This window comes from Streptomyces sp. CNP082 (assembly GCF_059570535.1).
Genome location: NZ_JCANSZ010000030.1, coordinates 40,370 through 55,975, shown reverse-complemented (window position 1 = coordinate 55,975; position 15,606 = coordinate 40,370). Strand labels below are relative to the sequence as shown.

The window sequence follows — 15,606 nt, the reverse complement described above, 5'->3', positions numbered from 1 at the left end:
GAACCCCGCAGACCTGCTAGAGCCCTCCCCGGCGGTCTGGTGATCATGGTCCCCGGAGGTCACCCCCCACCCTCCGTGACCGCGAGCGATCACCGGGCGTGCCATCCGCCGGGCTGATGGATCGCGGTCTCCGCCGAGTGGCAGGGCCCGCAGAGCCCGCGGCCGTACCGGGGATCGTTGGGGTCGAGGCCCTCGGCTTCCAGCTCGCGCCGGCTGAGGGGGTGGTGGTCTGCGTGCCGCGAGGGCGCTTGGCCGCACACGGTGCACACGGGGTCGCGATCGAGCACGGCTGCCCGGAAGCGGCGTCGGTGTGCGCTGCCGTAGCCGCGCTGAGTCGAGGTGCCGCGCCTGCGCTCGGCGTCAGACTTGCAGCCGTCGCACTTGCCGCCTTCGGTGTACTCGGGGCAGCCGGGTGTGGTGCACACCCGCAGTCCACGCCTGGCCATGGTCACACCCTGATGGCCTGGATGGTCACCTCGGCGTGCTCGGCGTCGATGGCCAGCGTGGTCCCGTAGTCCGTGGGATCGAAGGGCCCGAACACCTGCGTGACGCCCGCAGGGATGCTCTCCACGCGCTCGGGCGCGGTGAGCCCGTCGACACTGCGCACGGTGCCGAACGTGATCGTCCTCGCCGTGGTCGATGCGTTGGTGTTGGTGACGATCAGCACGACGTTCCCGTTGTTGGCCACGCTGTTGCCGTTGGCGACGTCGCCTGCGGTGGCTGCGGGGAGCACCACGCCTGCGCGCGTGGCCTGGGTGACGGTGAGCGCGGTACGCGGCATGACGGGCTCCTACGGTGTATCGCTGGGGGTCAGGAGAGGCGAGGGCGGAACCTCGTACATGTGGACGGTCAACGTGACCGCCCCTTCGCAGTACTCGGCTTCGGCGATGCGGCCGGATGCGATGACGTTGCCCTCGTCGTCGGTCCCGAGAAAGGCGCTGCCGACGAGGTGGGCGAGCGGATCGGCCATGGGTGCCCCCTACGTGACGGCGGCCCAGTACGCGGAGCCGGATCCGTTGCTGCTCGGGGTGATGCTGGACGGCATGGTCGTCTGGCTCGTCCCGTTGGTCGCGAAGCGGTAGTTCACGGCCGACAGCCCGGCGTTGAGGATGACCCCGGATCCGGGCTGCCCGCCTCCGCGCGGGAGCTGCGGCGCGGTAGCCGCGTTCATCAGGAACCCGATCCAGTACGCCTGCCCGCCGGTGAGGGCGACGGCGAGCGCGGTGGTCTTCACGCCGAGGCTGGTGATGTCGCCATCGACCCCGGCGGAGCCCAGCAGGGTCCCGGCCGAGCTGTAGATGCCGACCCAGTTCTGGCCCGCCGTGGGCGTCACGCCCGCGACGGACACGGCCCAGATCACGGACGTGGTGGTGAACGAGGTCGCCGGGTAGATGCCGACCAGGAAGAGGGTCCCGCTCGTCGCCGCGGCAGCGTTGCTGTTGCCGAGCGACACCGGGTCGAATGTCCACGCCTTGAACCCGTAGGGCACAGCGGGCCGCGGGGTGCCGGTGAGGGGCTGGAACTGCCCGGTGGCCCACGCGCGGTCGCCGTGGGAATCGGATGCGCCGGTGTGCGTGGTGACGGCGGAGGCGGCCTGCGCGGCAGGAGCATCGCCCGCGGCGACGTCTCCGGAGCCGGTCCCGACGGCTCGCGTCGCGGACGTGCCGAGCCCGAGGTTGGAGCGGGCCGTGGATGCGTCGGAGACATCCGAGAGGTTCGCGGTCTTCGCCAGCTTCCCGTCGGCGTAGGCGCGATCCCCGTGCGGGTCCGTCGCCGTCGAGTGGTCGGACACCGCGGTGGCGACCTCGGCATCAGTCGCGAGCGCGGCCGTGTCGGCGATGCCGTGGACCGCCGTCGTGTCGGCCTCGTGCGCGGTCACCTTCGCCGTTGCGTCGGTGGCCGCAGCAGATACCGCCGCGGTCTGCGCTGCTGCCGCGGAGCCGGCCGCGTCGGCACCCACGTCGGCCGCGTCGAGGACGACGACGCCGTCCTGCCCGTTGACGGACTGCACACCGGACACGGGGCCTCCTCCGGGTCCGCTGACGGGCGCGATGTCGGCCAAGTCGACCGTGGGGCCCAGGTCCGCGGTGAGTTCGATGTAGTACGCGATCCGCGTCCCGCCGGTCGGCTGCTCGTCGACCTGCCACCGCCAACCCGTGGGCTCCACGCCGGTGGCGTCGGTACGGAGCAGCGTCACGGAGATGCTGCCGGTCTCGTCGAGGGTGATGGCGCCGCCGCCGGTGTAGATGCGGTCGTCGGCCGCGTCAACGAGTCGCGTGGACGGGGTGAGCACCACCCGACCGGTCGCGGGGGTACCGCCGACAGGGGTGGTGAACGTGCCCGTCAGGACGATCGTGTCCTCGGGGTCCGGAAAGGCCACGTAGGCACCTCCTGTCGCTGCGGTCGGGAGATGCGGGAGAGTGTGGCGGCCCGCCCGTGCCCGTGTCGGGCGGGCCGCAGGGCCTCTACGTCCGGGGGGAAGTGGACGGAGGCGATCAGGGGGTCAGGCGGCGGCCGGGGCGTCGGCCCGGTTGTGCGGCAGCGGCGGGGGCGGCGGGAGATGCCACTCGCCGCTGTCCTCGTCCTGCGTGGCGTGGGGTAGTTCGTCCATGTGGTACCGGACCTGACCCCGGCCGGAGCCGTAGCGCTGGATGCGGCCTTCGGAGGCCCAGCGGCGAAGCGTGGACGCCGGCCGGCGGGTGTAGGCGACGGCGTACTCCTCGTCCATCAGGCCGTGCTCGTAGGAGGCCATCCGACACCCCCTCAGGCAGCAGAAAGGGCCACCCGTTTCGGATGACCCTTCTGACGATTCTCGTCCAGTGAACCTCACGCTACGCTCGCGCAGGTCACAGCGTCAAGCGGCTCCGGATCACTTGATGCTGCCGGACCATTCGAGGTCGTCCAGCATCAGCCCGGGGTCGTCGAGCCGGCCGAGCGTCACGACGACGTCCCGGCCGTACTTGGCCGCGAGCGTGTGGTCCGAGGTGCCGGTGGTCGTGACGTCGGGAGCGAGCCTCCCGGTGATCTCCTTGGAGCCGTTCTCCCAGTAGTCGCCCGCGGCCATCCCGCCGTTCGTCGCACCCTCCACCGTGATGTACAGGTCATCGAGGGCGAACGGCTTCTTGGTGCCGTTGTCGAAGGTGAGGCTGATCCGGAACGCCGTGTCGCCGTCCTCCGGCGGGTAGTCGTACTCGCCGAAGTCCGTGAACTCCTCGATCGAGTCGACGGTGATGGCGAGTCCGTCGTCGTAGGTGAACGTCTCCCCCACGTCCAAGCTGGTGTTCGTCGCGGGCCCGTCGGCGGACTCGTCGAACTCTTCCTCGAACGCGTCATTGAGTGCGTCGTCGAACTCGTCGCCGATGACGTCGCCCACCATGTCTTCCAGTTCGGCGTCAGTGAACCCCTCGCAGGGCGGCGGCTTCTCGCCACTCGCCTTCTCTGGCGCGTTGATGGCCTTGCGCATGGCGTCCTTGCAGGAGCCCTTGGACTGGCTGATGGTCCCGCCGTCGCTGCCGCATGCGGTGAGCGGCAGGGCGAGCGCCGCGACAGCGGCGGCGATGGTACGGATGCGCATGATCCCCCCTGAATTGGTCGAGCGCCCCGGGAGTGTACGGGGCGCTCGGCGGTGCCGGAATGGGCCAGACGGCCCCAGTCACGCGGGCACGATGTCGGCCCAGGTGACGGTCATGGCGTCGGCGGTGGAGCCCGAGGACTCCGCTCCGTTGTCGCGGTCCGCGCAGCCGCACGGGTATGCCGCCGCGACCTCGTCGAGATGAACGGAGTCGCGGCCGGGCAGGCGCTCGGCCCAGTCCAGCACTGGCACGTCGGTCAGCATCGGGTGCACGGCTTCGACCACCTGGCCAGGCTCGGGCAGCATGTCGAGGCGCAGGGCCAGCGTGCCGAACCCCGCCCGGTCACGCCCGCGCCACGTCAGCGCCCACCCGTTGTACGGCGTCCAGCGCAGCGCGACTCGGGTGTCCGGGCCGTACACGGATGCACTGGCGTCTCGGTCGATCCACAGCTCGGCGACGCCGCCGCGGTCCTCTTCGCCGAGCGTGGCGGTGATGCCCTCCTGAGCCAGGGCGGCGATGACCGCCTGCACGTAGCCATCCTGCTGGAAGCAGATGCACATGATCATGTCCTACCTTTCAAGGCATGGGTCTGATCTTGTCATTCGTAAGATCGGAGGGCCCAGGGGCTCTGGGTATGGCTGTCATGGTTTCGCCCGCCGACGCCTCAACGTTCTGTGGGCGATGATCCGTGACGGATAGTGCTACCAAGATTCACCTCCCGTCACAGCAGCGGCTTGACAACACGATTGGGAAGTCCTCTCGTTGGCGGATCAGGCGGTCGTGCCGGCCTCGGGGAGGCCGCGGCGGCGCTCCCACTCACGGATGCAGCCCTGGGTGATCTGCTTGGTGACGGGGTCGGGGTCGCCTTCGTGCTCCTCGATCGCGTCGGCGAGTTCCTCATCGGTGAACTGCGGGACGGTCTTATTCGGCCATGTGGACATGGATCGCTCCTCAGTTGCCGGTGGTGGATTTTCCCCACCATCGGTTGTGGTTGGTGACCTCGCGGTGGTCGTGCACCACGGGCCCCTCGTAGTGGTGGTGGACCTCGGTCGGCGCCGCCTCCTGCTTCGCGGTCTTCAGGACACTCTTCAGCGCGAGCAGCAGTACCGGCGGCGCACCGCACATCAGCCCCATCACCACCGGGTCCGCGGCCCCGGAGGCGACGAGCACGAGCGATGCGGCGCCGCCGATGCCGAGGGAGCCGACGCCGGCGGCGAGCATCAGCCCCGAAGCGTCCGTGGCGCGCTGGGACATCGGCGGCCGGCCGGGCTGCGCGACAGGCGGCGTGGCGCCGACGGCGGGTAGGGGGCTGTCGTCGCGGTAGTGCGTCGGCACAGGCTGGTCCCGCAGCGCGTGGCGGATGAGGGCGTCCCCGGCGACCGCGGCCTCCTCGTCGGTCATCGCGGCGGGTACGGGCCGCTGCCCCACCTCGGGGCGCGGCTCGGGCAGCGGCGGGGACATCGGTCAGTCCTCGTCTTCGTCGTCGCCGACCATGCCGCGGTACTCGCTGACCATGTCGTCGATGCCGCGCAGGTGGCGCGATGCTCGCCTCAGCAGCACTGCGCGCTCGGCGTCGTCAGCGGCCTCCAGGTCGGCGAGGTCGCGGGCGGCGGCCTCCGGGTCGGCGATGCCGACGATGCCGGCCATGTCGAGGTTCTGGACGGCGATGTTGAGTTGGCTGAGGAAGGTATCGACGTCCCCGGCGGGCTTCCTCTCGGCGACGTAGGCGATGTCGCTGGCGTACTCGGCGATGAGCTGCTCGATGGTACGGGTCTTCGTTGCGGTCATGATGGTTCAGTCCTCCTCAGGACAGTCGGGGCAGTTGTCGCCGGTACACCGGTCAGCGTGCCGACACTCGTCGTTGCAGTACGGTCGGCCGCCGGGCGCGCCGCACAGTTGGCACTTGTTCTCCACTGTCAGTCCTCCTCGGGCATGGGCAGGGCGCGGCAGTACTCGGCGTGCTTCTGGGCGTGTTCGCGGGTGATGTACTCGTCCCACGGCGAGATGCCCTTGCCGTCGCCACAGCCGGTGCAGCGGTAGCAGGTGCGCTCCCCGCCGCCGGTCAGGTCGACGGTCGCGCCGCCGACGGTCAGGTAGCGGGCGAAGACGCCCTCCGGCCAGGCGGGCGTGGAGACGTCCCGTCGGGGGCGTCGGGTCAGCGGGTTCTTCATCGGTCGGTCCTCCTCAGAGTCGGGCGTTCAGCGGCCTTCCAGGGCTTCCTGCGCGACGGCGAGATCGCCGGTGGTGTGCTGGTCGGCCTCTTCGTGGATCGCGGCCTGTATCTCCGCCGTGGGGTAGCCCTGCCGCTCCATCGACGCCGCCACCTCCACGAGCTTGTCGGCCAGCGGGTTTCCGGTCGGGGTCATGTCGTCTCCTCTCGTGTGGGCGTCAGCCGGTGCTGACAACTCCCCTTGCCGCCGGTGCGGGACCGGCGGCGCGGGGAGCCGTCAGCCCCAGTTGCGGTCGCGGGTGTAGTTGTCCAGGGCGTTGTCCAGGCGCTCGGTGGCCTTGGCCTCGTACTCGGCGTCGCCCTCGTCGCGCGCCTCCTGCTGGGCCTCCCGCCGCGCGGCGATGCGCTCCGCCCACGTGTCCTGGCTCTGCGGGATGTCGTCCGAGTTCTTCCACTTGAATCCCATGTGCGTCTCCTCCTTGTCGGTCCGGCCCGGTCTGGCCGGCAGCCCGCAGTCCCGCCGTGACGGCCGGGGCTGCAGGCAGCCGGTCAGCCGCGGCGCTCCTTGTCGCGGTGCTGGAACTCGCGCTTGACGGACTCGTACTCGCGCTCCCAGTGCGCCTTGGCCTCGGGCATGTCGAACGTGTCTGCGCGCCGGGCGGAGCGGAGGTTGTCCGCCCCGAGCCTGAACAGCTCGCGGTCACTGAGTTCAGACATCTTTCGCATCGGTGATCTCCTCTCGTTGACGCCGGCGGTGTTCACCACCAGCGGATGTTCCTTCGGTCGGGGCAGCCGTTGCGGGCGTGCTCCTCGCATGGCGGACACGGCTCGTTCTGAGGCCCGAAGCCCCAGTTGCCCTTGTGCAGTTCGGCGTGCTCCTCGCACTGCGCGCAGCGGTCGTCGTCGGCGGGCATCTCGAATCCCTCCCGTCAGATCGCGGCGAGCCCGGCCGCAGCGCCGCATCCACCGCACGACTGGGGGTTAGTGCGCCACTTGTTGCGGTCACCGCAGCGGGCGCACTCCCACCAGTCGCGGTCGCCTTCCTGAGGGCGCCGCGCAGCCCAGTACCGGACGGCCTTCTGGTGCCGTCGGTCCGCCCGCTTGCGCTGCGCATCCTCGATCCGTTTGCCCCACTTGCCCATGACTGATCTCCTCTCAGATCCGCAGTCCGTGCTTGCGGGCGGCGCTCTCGGCGCGGGCCAGTGCCTGCTCTCCGTCGCGGACCGCCTTCCGGGCCGCGGACTTTCCGGAGCCCGTCGCGGACCGAAGGGCGACCTTCGCCGCGGCGACCCGGCTACGGGCCCCCCGCACCTGCGCCTCGTGTGCGTCGGCCTCGTCCTCCCACCGCCGTTCGCCGCGGTCGTCGATGCGGTCGATCTCCCGCTCCACCCGCGGGTCGGGGAGGTGGCTGCCGTCGGTGTACTGGTCGGCGCCGCGGGTCTGCCAGCCGGCCTTCGCGACGAGCCGGGCGCGGCGGAGGCGCTCGCCGGGGGTCAGGGACATGGGCATCGGTGATCTTCCTTTCGGTCAGAGAGGGAGGCGGATTCCCTCGGCTGAGGGCTCAGTTCTGTGCTGTTTCCGGGTGCGTTGGAGGCCGCCTCCCTGTCTCCCTGACGGATTGTTTGTGCAGGTCAGGGAGAGGGAGGCACCTCAGGGAGGCGGCGGGCGCGGATCAGGGAGGACTCCCTGCCTCCCTGTCGTCCTCCCCGCGGTCCCGAGCGCGTTCTGCGAGTGCTTCGAGGACCCGGTCGCGGCTGACGACCATCACGCCGTCGGACTTGTAGGGGGCGGCGCCGACAGGCTCCAGGACGGCTTTGAGGTCCGCGAACGTCCACTCCCGGTACACGCCCGGGTTGCGCTCCTCCAGTCGGTGCAGCACCTCCTGCGTGCGCACCCGAGGCTCCTTCGCGCCGATCACCGCGGCGATGTCCGCGAGGTGGTCGGGCTTCTCCTCGGCTGGCGGTGCGGGTGCGGCCTCGATGCCCTCGCGCAGCGACAGGGCGCGCTCCACGACCGGGGTGATCTGGTCGACCTCGGCGTCCTTGCGGACCCAGTAGGTGCGGACCAGTTCAAAGCGGTTCTTGGTAAAGCCGGTGGTCAGGCAGGTGCCGATGTCCTCGGAGGGGTTGAGGGTGGTGGCGGTGATACCGGAGCTGTGCTTGCCGACACCGAGTAGCCCGTCGTTGGCGACGTGGTCGCCGACGGCGAACGCCACGTTGTTGCTGGTGTTGCGGGTGACGTCGCGCGGGATGCTGTCCTTGACCGGGGAGACCGTCGCCCAGATGATCGTGATGCCCAGCTTGCGGGCCTTCTTCATCACCTTGACGGCCAACTCTTCGGCCTCGTCCTTGTACTTCTTGTGCATGAACAGCTCGTGGCACTCGTCGAAGACGACGACGCGGGGCCGCATCCGCGGGTCGCGCTCGGCGAGTTCCCTGGTCAGAAGCACCGACTCGCCGCCGAGCGACTCCAGGAGCTTGCCGCGCAGAGTCACCTCGTCGCGCAGTTCCCGCAGCGCCTCCACGGCGGCCTCAAGCTGCTCATCCTCATCGCCCTTGACCAGCGTCCGCAGCCGGGGCTTCAACGGGTCGTAGTCGACGTTGAACGCCATGCAGTACACGTCGATCTCAACCAGCGGGTCGAGCGCGGCCCCAAGAAGAAGCTCGATGACCAGGGAAGACTTCCCCGTGCCCATGATCCCGCCGACCATGTAGTTCTTCGCCATGAGCTTCCCGGAGATCGTGTCGCCACGCTGCGAGATGCCGATCGGCACGCCCTTGAAGTAGTCGGTGACGCCCTCCGTCAGCAGCGGCCACGGCGGTACCGGCGCGGTCAAAGAGCCCTGGTCAGCGACCCAAAGGTCCAGGGTGCCGGGGTTGTCGCGCGGCCGCGTGGGCCACACCTCGATCGGCAGGCGCAGCAGGTTGTGCGCCAGCACGCTCTTCTTGTCGCTGATCATCTCGACGGTGACACCCATCGGGAGCTGCAGTTGAGCGCCGTAGCCCTTACCGACCCGCATGGGCGGCTGCTCCCACCGCGGCAGCCAGCCGTCCTTCAGCGCGCTGTTCAGCGGACCCAGACCGAGGTGCCGCAGCGCGTTGAGAATCGCGCTCTCATCAGGCACAACGCCCCGGCCGGCCTGCTGATCCTCAGGCAGCGCCCACTGCGGCGCGGCACGGTTGCGGCGGCCGACGTCCCACAGGGCTATCAGGCCCAGCAGCGGTGCGGCGATCATCAGCGGGCCCCACACGACGGTCGCGATGACCACGATCCAGCGGATCGTCTCGATCGCCAGATTCAGCGGAACCAGCAGGTCAGTGGGCTCGCGGGTGGCCACGGCCATGATCCCGCCGAGGACCAGCAGGCCGGCGGCGGAGGTGAACGTTGCCGTGGCCGCACCCTTCGCGACCTCCTGCGGCGCCTTCAGCAGCTCCATGCGCCGCTTGTGGCGCTCGTTGCGGAAGCGGTGCTCCCGCTCCTCCCACTCCGCCGCTTCGTCAGTGCGGCCCGCGGCCTCCGCTGCACGCTGCAACCGCTGGTAGCGGGCGGTCGTCCGCGCATCCCACGTGCGGCGCGCCACGATCCGCGCGCCGCCGGCGACGTACATGCCGTGGCGGGCGGCCAGGCGGGCGCCGTCGCGGGTGCGCTCATGGCGGGCCGCGTGCCACACGACGCGCGCAGTGCGCTTCCACGATGCGTCCCGCGGCGGCGGAGCCGTTGTGATGGGCGCCGCGGGCGTACCGCGCTCCACAGTGGTGACCCGGGTGATCCTCACACCGTTCGGGCGCGTCGTGCCGTTGACCGGCTTGGTCTCGATACTCACTGGTCAGCTCCCGGTCTTCTCAAACGGGCGGACGTTCTCGGTGCCCAGAGCCGCGAGCCGCGGTTCGCTGGTCTCGATCTCTGCACGGAGCTTCTGCGCGAACTGCCGGGACGTGTGGGGCGACTTGATCCGCTCCAGTTCGGCGGTCATCTCGCCCTCCACGGGGCGGCGCTCCAAGGAGTCGTAGAGCGCCCTGATGGCGTCCTTCGCATCGCCGCGCGTGGCGCCACGAGAGCGCTTTGCCGCGGCCTTCCGTGGCGCCTTCGTGGCGCCGTCGATGGCGGGTGCCATGGCGCCTTCGTGGCGGTCGCTGTGGCGCCCCGTGGCGGGGGTCTGTGGCGCCGCCGTGGCGGTCGCTGTGGCGCCACGGTCGGGGGCCGCCATGGCGGCCAACTGCCGCCGCTGGGCCTCGGCCGCGCGCCTGCGGTCCGACTCCTCGCGCTCGGCTCGCATCGCCTCGACGCGGTCACGGGCAGCCTGAGCGAGCCGTTCAGCGTGGGCAGCCTCGGCCTCCTTACGCTGCCGCTCGGCCTCGGCTTCCGCGCGCAGACGCTCCTGCTCGCGGCGCCAAGCCTCTGCCCGCGCCTGCTCCTCCGCCTGCTGCTGCGCCCGCTGGATCTCCACGAGCCGGGCCTCAGCCTCGGCGTCCGCGATGCGCTGCTGCCGCTCCCGTTCCTCCTCCAGACGGCGCTGCTCCAGCCCCCGACGCCACGCCTCCTCGGCGCGCTCAGCGTCCCGGCGCTCCTGCTCTTCCCGCTCCTCCTTCAGCCGCTGCTGCTCGGCGAGCTGCTGCTCGCGACGCTCCCCGGCCTCCCGGCGGGCCGCCTCCTGGCGCTCCTGCTCCGCCTGCCGCGCTTCCTCGGCGGCCTTCGCCGGGGCGTCCAACGTCTCCTGGATCGGCACCCCGTGGCGGGACAGCCGCAGCGCAAGCTGCTCGGTCGCCAGCTCCGGGCGGCGCCGCCACCGGCGGCCATGCTGGGCCCGCATGCGGGCCCGGAACACGGTCGCTTCCCGCCGCGCGGCCACCACGGTGCTGTAGTCGGTGGTCTCCCACAGCCGCATGTACCGCCACATGACCGCGGTGGAGATCGGCGACAGCATCCACCGGATACGCCGGATCTTCTCGATGCGGGCGCCGTTCTCCTCGGAGATATACGAGGCGTACACGTGCCCCGCGATCTCCGAGAACACCACCCAGAGCAGCGTCAGCGCCGCATGCCCGACCTGGCCAGGGAGCGTCGTGGACGCCTCCCAGTTCAGGTAGACCGTCACCCCGGTCAGCAGCCGCGGCACCCACGCCACCCACACCAGGGGCATGTCCACGCGGATCAGCAGCAAGCCGGCGAGGGTGAACGCCGGGATCGACAGGTCGATGCCGGTGGGCAGCATCCACGGCCACTCCCAGCCCCACTTCTTCGCCTGCGCCTCCAGGGCGGTGAACGACGACAGCAGGCCCAGCACCGACACCGCAGCCGCCAGCAGGCACGCGGCGACGAACAGCACCTTCTCCGCCGGCTTCAGCGGGCGACGGGCCGTCATGACCCCTCATCTCCGTCGAGGGCATCAAGGAGCCGCCCGAGGGTGATGGTCAGCGCGGTGTACGCCTCGACGAGGATGCGGCGGTCGTGGACGTCGATGCCGACGTACCGGTCGTACATCTCCCGGGCGGTGGCACGGGCGGCGGGCAGCAACGACTCCCGGTTCTCCTGGTGGCTGCGCTGCTCCGGCCGGGTGCGCGGGGCGTCGGTCAGCCAGGGGAACGGGCGGATACCGCCGCTCGCCTTGAAGACGCGGATGGCGGCGCCAGCGGGGGCGTCCGGGAGGGCGTAGACCCGGCCGCCGTCCAGAGAGGCCAGGAGGCGGGCGGCGTGGTGCTCGCAGCCGTTGACGCCCGCGTTGCGCGCGTCGATGACGGTCACGACAGGCGGGCCGTCACACGGCGTCGGGTCGTCGGGGTGGGCGGCGGGGCAGCGCGCGGTCGGGTTGTCAGCCATGACCGCCACCCCGCCGCCTCTCGGCGTCCGCGCGGTGCTTGGCCGCACGGGCGCGATGCTTGTCGGCGGACTCTCGCGCCTTGGCGGCGCGGGCCGGCGTCGCACTGCCGGCCCGGACCTCCGCACGCGCGGCGCGAGCCTCCGCGAGGGCAGCCTTCTCGTCGCTCGCGTTGCGGGCCGCGACCTCGGCGGCGTACCGCTGCTCCTCGGTCTGCTGGGACTTTCGGCCGAACATCAGACGAACCTCCCAGCGGCGGTCTGCTTCTGGACTCGCAGCCCGAGCTGGCGCAGCCCGAGGGCGGACAGCCCGGTGATCAGGGTCCACGGGGTCGTCAGCGCGTACATGGCCGTCTCCACGAGTGCGACGGTCAACTCCGGCCACGCGACGAGGAGCGCAACGATCAGAAACCAGGTGAGGAAGCGCATCTCACGCCACCGCCTTCGCGGCAGCCAGCCGCAGCGCGGTGTGCGCCTGCTGGGAGCGCCGCCGGACCGCGTCCCGCTCCGATTCCGTCGGGTCGTCCGGCAGGTCGCCGATGGCCATCGCGGCGTCGATCGCCTCCTGCGCGGTGGCGAGGAGCGCACGGTCCTGGGTGGCCATGTGCAGCGCGTCCATAGCGGAGGTGACAGCGGACCGGGCCGCGTAGCGGGCCTCGCGCGCCCCCTCGGCGTCGCGGACCCCGTCCCGACGGGCGGCGACCTTCAGCCACTGGCGCTCCCGATGGGTGACGATCGCAGCCAGCAGCGCGGGGACCGCCTCGGCGAGCTGCTGCCGGCGCCGCTCCGCTCGCTCAGTCTGCTCCCGGCGGGAGGTCGTCAGGTGCTGCATCAGCCCCGCGGTGAGTGAACCCGCGAGCGTGCCGATCACAGCGATGATCGCGGCAGTCATCACGCCACCGCCTTCGCGGCGTCGACGATCCCGCGGACGTCATCCATCAGGCGAGGCTCGCCCGGGTGCGCCCAGTCCTCGTCGGTCGCGATCAGCTCGATGTCGAGGATCGTGGCCCAGTCACCGCAGGCGACCGCCGCGCGCAGCTCGGCAAGGAGCGCGGCACGGGTCTGGGGCGGGAGCGGGGCAGGGGTGCGGACGTAGGAAGCCGCGGCGTGGGCGGCGACGTCGGCGGGCGACTTGGGGGTGGGGGTCAGCATCAGGACACCGCCTCGGGGGTCGGAGTGAGGGCGCGGGTGATGGCGGAGCGCGGGATGCGCACGCCGCTGCGTCGCTTCGTGCTGGCGCCGACGCTGAGAACCTGCAGCCGGCCAGCGTTGATCATTCGGTAGACCGTGGCGACGTGGACGCCGAGGAGCGTGGCGACCTCGTGCGGCTTGAGTGCGCCATCGAGTTCGGCCAGCACCTCCGTGAAGGGGTCGCTCCGCTCAGGCACTTGATCCTCCAAACTTGGATATCTAAGTGCGACGGTAGCGAAGCCAACATAGATATGCAAGTACTGCGACGGGGGCCCGGCACACGAGAAAGCCCCCCAACCGCAGTGCGGTTGGGGGGCTGCTCGGGCGGCGGCCTACGGGATGTCGATGACGTACCTGAAGTCGTAGCGGTCGCTCGGCAGGATGGCGTCCTGGACCTCTAGCACGTTGCCAGCGGAGTCGTAGGCGGTTCGGAACACGCGCGCGACCGGCGTGCCTTCCGCGATGTCGAGCTGTTCTACCTCGTGGGGATGAGGCATCCGGATCTTGAGGTCTTCGATGAACTGGCTGACACGCTTGGCGATCGGCCCATCGGGATCCTCGATCACACTGTGGGCGCCGCCCTTGATCCGACGAGGCACCGCCAGCCGGGTCCCTGCCGCGACCGACGCCTCGTAGTAGGAGTCGCAGAGCTGCATGGGCGTGTCAGCCTCACCCTCCGCCCCCTTCATGACGAATCGAAGGCGCCGGACGACCATCGGAGTACCGGGAGCAACTCGAAACAGCTCCGCGACGGCCTCGGGAGCCGGCGCTTCCACTACCTCGCGGATCTCCTGGCTCGCCGTCTGCCCCTGGGCCCGCGCCTCGGCGTTGAAGTTCGACTCTCCGGTGGCGCGGCGCGCCCGGTAGATGCTACCCGTCTGACGCAGGCTGACGTTGGGCCGCGTGCGCACAGTGGGCTGCTTCCCCTGACTGCTGGTGATGTGCCCCTCTGAGCGCAGTACGGCGACCGCCTTGCGCACAGTGACTCGACTCGCCCCGAATCGCTGCTCAAGCTGATTCTGCGACGGGATCTTGTCTCCTGGAGCAAGGTCGCCGCGAAGAATCTCGGCGCGGATCTCATCCGCGATCTGCCTGAAGAGAGGCAACTGAGGCGGGTTGGCTGACATGGCGCTCCTGACTACTTAGATACCCACTGTGAAGCGTAGCGGGATATCCAAGTTACGCATCAGTTGGCGCTTGCCACCCACCCTGACCAGCGATTTACCTCAATCAGGATCACCGGTCCGGCGGGCCGGTGATCCTGGTACTGCTCGTACTTAGCTTGAAGAGCTGATACAAGTTCGCTGGCGCTGGCGTTCTCCAGCACCCGGGCGCGCCCGTCAGCCCGCACCCACCAGAGACGATCCCAGTCCTCCTCGAAGTGATCGACGAGGAGCGCGACAGCGGGATTCTCCGCGATGTTGCGGAGCCGCTTCAGGTTGGTGTGGCGCTTCGGCTTGTGATCAACCGCGATGCCCACCGTGCTGCCGAGGACTGCGAAGGTCGCGGGCACGAGGTGTGGCACGCCACCAGCATCGGCCGTCGCGAGCCGCAGCGACCGAGCCCGCGAGAACCGCTCACGCGCCTGACCCTCCACCATCTCCATGATGCGACCGTACTCGGACCTGCCCGTGTCGCACGTCTTGCACGATCCGCATCCATAGCGCTACGTTCGTTGAGCCAGCCTGGATATCCAAGTTGGTTCTAGGTGGAGGAGTCGCATGCCCGAACCCGAGCGCACCGCGCTTTACAACACCACCGACTCAGGTGCTTGCGTCTGCTGCCTCTGGGGGTTCGCCGGGGGATGGGGTTGCGGCCTCGTTCGTCGGCCGGTCGTCGATGACGATGCGGGTGACCGGACGTTCCGGCTCTTCGCCATTCGATGCGGGCTGTTCGGGCATGTCGTCGCTGGGGCGTACCCGGCTGAGGGCCTTCTCGATGCGGCTGTAAATCTGTGCTGCGAGGTGGCGCGAGCCGTCACTGCCGCGGCCGGGTTGCATCGTCTCCCGCATGGCTTCAATCGCGGCGATCAGGGTGCGGCCGGAGATGTCGGCTTCGATGGTGCCGTCGCCGTTTTCATCGACGTCTGCGGGCAGCCGGAAGTGGTCGCGGCGGCTGGCCTGTTCGATGAGGAACGCCCAGGTGTCGCGGTGGCACACCATCTCGGCGTAGGCGATGCCGGCGGCCCGTCCGAGGAGGCCGTCGATGCTGCTGGTTTCTCCGTCTCCTTCAGCGGCGATCGGTGTCTGCGGCGTTGCCGCGGCGGCTCGTTCTTCGGCGGCCTCGGTACGGAGTTGCTGGATCTCTCGCCGGGCCGCGGCGGCATCGGCCTGGGCCATCTCGACGCTGCGCCGCAGTTGCCGAGTCTCTTCGAGGAACTGGCGGAGCAGTTCGGCGTTGTCGTGCCGCAGTTCTGCGAAGCCGTTGCTAAGGATGTCACCAAGCTCAGTGCGACTGTTTGCAATGTCCGTTCGGATCAGGTGGGCGTCGTTCCTCCTGGGCACGTGTTTCCCTCCCCCTCCTGTGGTGACCATGCGTGGCCACAGGAAGGCTCCCCGTGTACACCGCAGATGACGCACCACCTTTCGGCCGTTACGTACAACGAATGCGTGATTGTTTCCGGCCATCCTCGCCCCGGGCCGGACACACGCCGCGACCTCTGGAGACTCCCCGAGCCTCGTTGCGCCTCGGTCCGACTCGCTTGCCCCGCACGCGGGTTGACGACCAGCAGATTCGACCACGTCGGCGGCTTCTGGTCGGTGAACAGGAACACGCGATCGAGTGACGGCTAAAGTCCCGAGCAGCACAGCGGCCGGGTGCTGGAACACCCGGCCGCCGATTAGACCGAGCGGGCTGCGA

28 protein-coding genes are annotated in these 15,606 nt (G+C 70.1%); all 28 read right to left on the bottom strand.

From position 1 onward, the window contains the following. Window positions 1–89: 89 nt before the first annotated feature. Entirely contained in the window at window positions 90–446 is a 357-nt protein-coding gene (locus B124_RS22925; RefSeq protein ID WP_496504807.1) for a holin, read from the bottom strand. Window positions 447–448: 2 nt separating this feature from the next. Then, a complete protein-coding gene (locus tag B124_RS22920) occupies window positions 449–781 on the bottom strand; it encodes a hypothetical protein (RefSeq protein WP_496504806.1) in 333 nt (110 codons plus the stop codon). Window positions 782–790: 9 nt separating this feature from the next. Beyond that, window positions 791–970 carry a hypothetical protein gene (locus B124_RS22915; protein ID WP_496504805.1) on the bottom strand — a complete coding sequence of 60 codons (180 nt, stop codon included), beginning with the start codon at window positions 968–970 and terminating at the stop codon, window positions 791–793. A gap of 9 nt (window positions 971–979) precedes the next feature. Continuing rightward, the gene (locus B124_RS22910; RefSeq protein ID WP_496504804.1) at window positions 980–2,380 is read right to left on the bottom strand and encodes a hypothetical protein; all 1,401 of its coding nucleotides are present in this window, start codon (window positions 2,378–2,380) and stop codon (window positions 980–982) included. A gap of 123 nt (window positions 2,381–2,503) precedes the next feature. Next, entirely contained in the window at window positions 2,504–2,752 is a 249-nt protein-coding gene (locus tag B124_RS22905) for a helix-turn-helix domain-containing protein (protein ID WP_496504803.1), read from the bottom strand. A gap of 117 nt (window positions 2,753–2,869) precedes the next feature. Then, entirely contained in the window at window positions 2,870–3,574 is a 705-nt protein-coding gene (locus tag B124_RS22900) for a hypothetical protein (RefSeq protein ID WP_496504802.1), read from the bottom strand. A gap of 78 nt (window positions 3,575–3,652) precedes the next feature. Then, window positions 3,653–4,138 (bottom strand): DUF6292 family protein, encoded by a 486-nt coding sequence (locus tag B124_RS22895; protein ID WP_496504801.1) that lies wholly within the window; start codon window positions 4,136–4,138, stop codon window positions 3,653–3,655. Window positions 4,139–4,342: 204 nt separating this feature from the next. Continuing rightward, window positions 4,343–4,513 carry a hypothetical protein gene (locus tag B124_RS22890; protein ID WP_496504800.1) on the bottom strand — a complete coding sequence of 57 codons (171 nt, stop codon included), beginning with the start codon at window positions 4,511–4,513 and terminating at the stop codon, window positions 4,343–4,345. Window positions 4,514–4,523: 10 nt separating this feature from the next. Beyond that, on the bottom strand, window positions 4,524–5,033 hold the full coding sequence (locus B124_RS22885; RefSeq protein ID WP_496504799.1) for a hypothetical protein: 510 nt from the start codon (window positions 5,031–5,033) through the stop codon (window positions 4,524–4,526). A gap of 3 nt (window positions 5,034–5,036) precedes the next feature. Beyond that, window positions 5,037–5,360, bottom strand: coding sequence for a hypothetical protein (locus B124_RS22880; RefSeq protein ID WP_496504798.1), 324 nt, complete (start codon window positions 5,358–5,360; stop codon window positions 5,037–5,039). 128 nt (window positions 5,361–5,488) lie between these two features. Then, a complete protein-coding gene (locus B124_RS22875) occupies window positions 5,489–5,743 on the bottom strand; it encodes a hypothetical protein (RefSeq protein WP_496504797.1) in 255 nt (84 codons plus the stop codon). A 27-nt stretch (window positions 5,744–5,770) separates the two neighbouring features. Then, a complete protein-coding gene (locus B124_RS22870; protein WP_496504796.1) occupies window positions 5,771–5,938 on the bottom strand; it encodes a hypothetical protein in 168 nt (55 codons plus the stop codon). An 81-nt stretch (window positions 5,939–6,019) separates the two neighbouring features. Beyond that, a complete protein-coding gene (locus B124_RS22865; RefSeq protein WP_496504795.1) occupies window positions 6,020–6,208 on the bottom strand; it encodes a hypothetical protein in 189 nt (62 codons plus the stop codon). 83 nt (window positions 6,209–6,291) lie between these two features. Next, window positions 6,292–6,468, bottom strand: a complete 177-nt coding sequence (locus B124_RS22860; protein ID WP_496504794.1) for a hypothetical protein — start codon at window positions 6,466–6,468, stop codon at window positions 6,292–6,294. Between the two features lie 32 nt (window positions 6,469–6,500). Then, window positions 6,501–6,656, bottom strand: coding sequence for a hypothetical protein (locus B124_RS22855; protein WP_496504793.1), 156 nt, complete (start codon window positions 6,654–6,656; stop codon window positions 6,501–6,503). 15 nt (window positions 6,657–6,671) lie between these two features. After that, the gene (locus tag B124_RS22850; RefSeq protein WP_496504792.1) at window positions 6,672–6,884 is read right to left on the bottom strand and encodes a hypothetical protein; all 213 of its coding nucleotides are present in this window, start codon (window positions 6,882–6,884) and stop codon (window positions 6,672–6,674) included. Between the two features lie 13 nt (window positions 6,885–6,897). Next, window positions 6,898–7,251, bottom strand: a complete 354-nt coding sequence (locus B124_RS22845; RefSeq protein ID WP_496504791.1) for a hypothetical protein — start codon at window positions 7,249–7,251, stop codon at window positions 6,898–6,900. Between the two features lie 163 nt (window positions 7,252–7,414). Beyond that, window positions 7,415–9,565, bottom strand: coding sequence for an FtsK/SpoIIIE domain-containing protein (locus B124_RS22840; protein WP_496504790.1), 2,151 nt, complete (start codon window positions 9,563–9,565; stop codon window positions 7,415–7,417). A 3-nt stretch (window positions 9,566–9,568) separates the two neighbouring features. Beyond that, a complete protein-coding gene (locus B124_RS22835; protein WP_496504789.1) occupies window positions 9,569–11,104 on the bottom strand; it encodes a DUF2637 domain-containing protein in 1,536 nt (511 codons plus the stop codon). Beyond that, window positions 11,101–11,559, bottom strand: a complete 459-nt coding sequence (locus tag B124_RS22830) for a hypothetical protein (RefSeq protein ID WP_496504788.1) — start codon at window positions 11,557–11,559, stop codon at window positions 11,101–11,103. Before B124_RS22830 ends, B124_RS22835 begins: the two co-directional genes overlap by 4 nt. Further along, window positions 11,552–11,794 (bottom strand): hypothetical protein, encoded by a 243-nt coding sequence (locus B124_RS22825; protein ID WP_496504787.1) that lies wholly within the window; start codon window positions 11,792–11,794, stop codon window positions 11,552–11,554. Before B124_RS22825 ends, B124_RS22830 begins: the two co-directional genes overlap by 8 nt. After that, window positions 11,794–11,985, bottom strand: a complete 192-nt coding sequence (locus B124_RS22820; protein WP_496504786.1) for a hypothetical protein — start codon at window positions 11,983–11,985, stop codon at window positions 11,794–11,796. Before B124_RS22820 ends, B124_RS22825 begins: the two co-directional genes overlap by 1 nt. 1 nt (window position 11,986) lies before the next feature. After that, a complete protein-coding gene (kilB, locus tag B124_RS22815; RefSeq protein ID WP_496504785.1) occupies window positions 11,987–12,448 on the bottom strand; it encodes a plasmid transfer protein KilB in 462 nt (153 codons plus the stop codon). Then, window positions 12,448–12,708 carry a hypothetical protein gene (locus tag B124_RS22810; protein ID WP_496504784.1) on the bottom strand — a complete coding sequence of 87 codons (261 nt, stop codon included), beginning with the start codon at window positions 12,706–12,708 and terminating at the stop codon, window positions 12,448–12,450. Before B124_RS22810 ends, kilB begins: the two co-directional genes overlap by 1 nt. Beyond that, window positions 12,708–12,944: a helix-turn-helix domain-containing protein gene (locus B124_RS22805; protein ID WP_496504783.1), complete on the bottom strand. Its 237-nt coding sequence runs from the start codon at window positions 12,942–12,944 to the stop codon at window positions 12,708–12,710. The genes B124_RS22810 and B124_RS22805 overlap by 1 nt, the downstream gene beginning before the upstream one ends. A gap of 135 nt (window positions 12,945–13,079) precedes the next feature. Continuing rightward, window positions 13,080–13,874 carry a GntR family transcriptional regulator gene (locus B124_RS22800; protein ID WP_496504782.1) on the bottom strand — a complete coding sequence of 265 codons (795 nt, stop codon included), beginning with the start codon at window positions 13,872–13,874 and terminating at the stop codon, window positions 13,080–13,082. A 59-nt stretch (window positions 13,875–13,933) separates the two neighbouring features. After that, window positions 13,934–14,353 (bottom strand): TIGR03668 family PPOX class F420-dependent oxidoreductase, encoded by a 420-nt coding sequence (locus B124_RS22795; protein WP_496504781.1) that lies wholly within the window; start codon window positions 14,351–14,353, stop codon window positions 13,934–13,936. 157 nt (window positions 14,354–14,510) lie between these two features. Then, window positions 14,511–15,251: a hypothetical protein gene (locus tag B124_RS22790; protein WP_496504780.1), complete on the bottom strand. Its 741-nt coding sequence runs from the start codon at window positions 15,249–15,251 to the stop codon at window positions 14,511–14,513. Window positions 15,252–15,606: the final 355 nt, after the last annotated feature.

Coding starts and splice junctions, on each gene's coding strand:
- B124_RS22925 (WP_496504807.1), bottom strand. CDS start 446: ATGGCCAGGCGTGGACTGCGGGTGTGCACCACACCCGGCTGCCCCGAG.
- B124_RS22920 (WP_496504806.1), bottom strand. CDS start 781: ATGCCGCGTACCGCGCTCACCGTCACCCAGGCCACGCGCGCAGGCGTG.
- B124_RS22915 (WP_496504805.1), bottom strand. CDS start 970: ATGGCCGATCCGCTCGCCCACCTCGTCGGCAGCGCCTTTCTCGGGACC.
- B124_RS22905 (WP_496504803.1), bottom strand. CDS start 2,752: ATGGCCTCCTACGAGCACGGCCTGATGGACGAGGAGTACGCCGTCGCC.
- B124_RS22900 (WP_496504802.1), bottom strand. CDS start 3,574: ATGCGCATCCGTACCATCGCCGCCGCTGTCGCGGCGCTCGCCCTGCCG.
- B124_RS22895 (WP_496504801.1), bottom strand. CDS start 4,138: ATGATCATGTGCATCTGCTTCCAGCAGGATGGCTACGTGCAGGCGGTC.
- B124_RS22890 (WP_496504800.1), bottom strand. CDS start 4,513: ATGTCCACATGGCCGAATAAGACCGTCCCGCAGTTCACCGATGAGGAA.
- B124_RS22885 (WP_496504799.1), bottom strand. CDS start 5,033: ATGTCCCCGCCGCTGCCCGAGCCGCGCCCCGAGGTGGGGCAGCGGCCC.
- B124_RS22880 (WP_496504798.1), bottom strand. CDS start 5,360: ATGACCGCAACGAAGACCCGTACCATCGAGCAGCTCATCGCCGAGTAC.
- B124_RS22875 (WP_496504797.1), bottom strand. CDS start 5,743: ATGAAGAACCCGCTGACCCGACGCCCCCGACGGGACGTCTCCACGCCC.
- B124_RS22870 (WP_496504796.1), bottom strand. CDS start 5,938: ATGACCCCGACCGGAAACCCGCTGGCCGACAAGCTCGTGGAGGTGGCG.
- B124_RS22865 (WP_496504795.1), bottom strand. CDS start 6,208: ATGGGATTCAAGTGGAAGAACTCGGACGACATCCCGCAGAGCCAGGAC.
- B124_RS22860 (WP_496504794.1), bottom strand. CDS start 6,468: ATGCGAAAGATGTCTGAACTCAGTGACCGCGAGCTGTTCAGGCTCGGG.
- B124_RS22855 (WP_496504793.1), bottom strand. CDS start 6,656: ATGCCCGCCGACGACGACCGCTGCGCGCAGTGCGAGGAGCACGCCGAA.
- B124_RS22850 (WP_496504792.1), bottom strand. CDS start 6,884: ATGGGCAAGTGGGGCAAACGGATCGAGGATGCGCAGCGCAAGCGGGCG.
- B124_RS22845 (WP_496504791.1), bottom strand. CDS start 7,251: ATGCCCATGTCCCTGACCCCCGGCGAGCGCCTCCGCCGCGCCCGGCTC.
- B124_RS22835 (WP_496504789.1), bottom strand. CDS start 11,104: ATGACGGCCCGTCGCCCGCTGAAGCCGGCGGAGAAGGTGCTGTTCGTC.
- B124_RS22830 (WP_496504788.1), bottom strand. CDS start 11,559: ATGGCTGACAACCCGACCGCGCGCTGCCCCGCCGCCCACCCCGACGAC.
- B124_RS22825 (WP_496504787.1), bottom strand. CDS start 11,794: ATGTTCGGCCGAAAGTCCCAGCAGACCGAGGAGCAGCGGTACGCCGCC.
- B124_RS22820 (WP_496504786.1), bottom strand. CDS start 11,985: ATGCGCTTCCTCACCTGGTTTCTGATCGTTGCGCTCCTCGTCGCGTGG.
- kilB (WP_496504785.1), bottom strand. CDS start 12,448: ATGACTGCCGCGATCATCGCTGTGATCGGCACGCTCGCGGGTTCACTC.
- B124_RS22810 (WP_496504784.1), bottom strand. CDS start 12,708: ATGCTGACCCCCACCCCCAAGTCGCCCGCCGACGTCGCCGCCCACGCC.
- B124_RS22800 (WP_496504782.1), bottom strand. CDS start 13,874: ATGTCAGCCAACCCGCCTCAGTTGCCTCTCTTCAGGCAGATCGCGGAT.
- B124_RS22795 (WP_496504781.1), bottom strand. CDS start 14,353: ATGGAGATGGTGGAGGGTCAGGCGCGTGAGCGGTTCTCGCGGGCTCGG.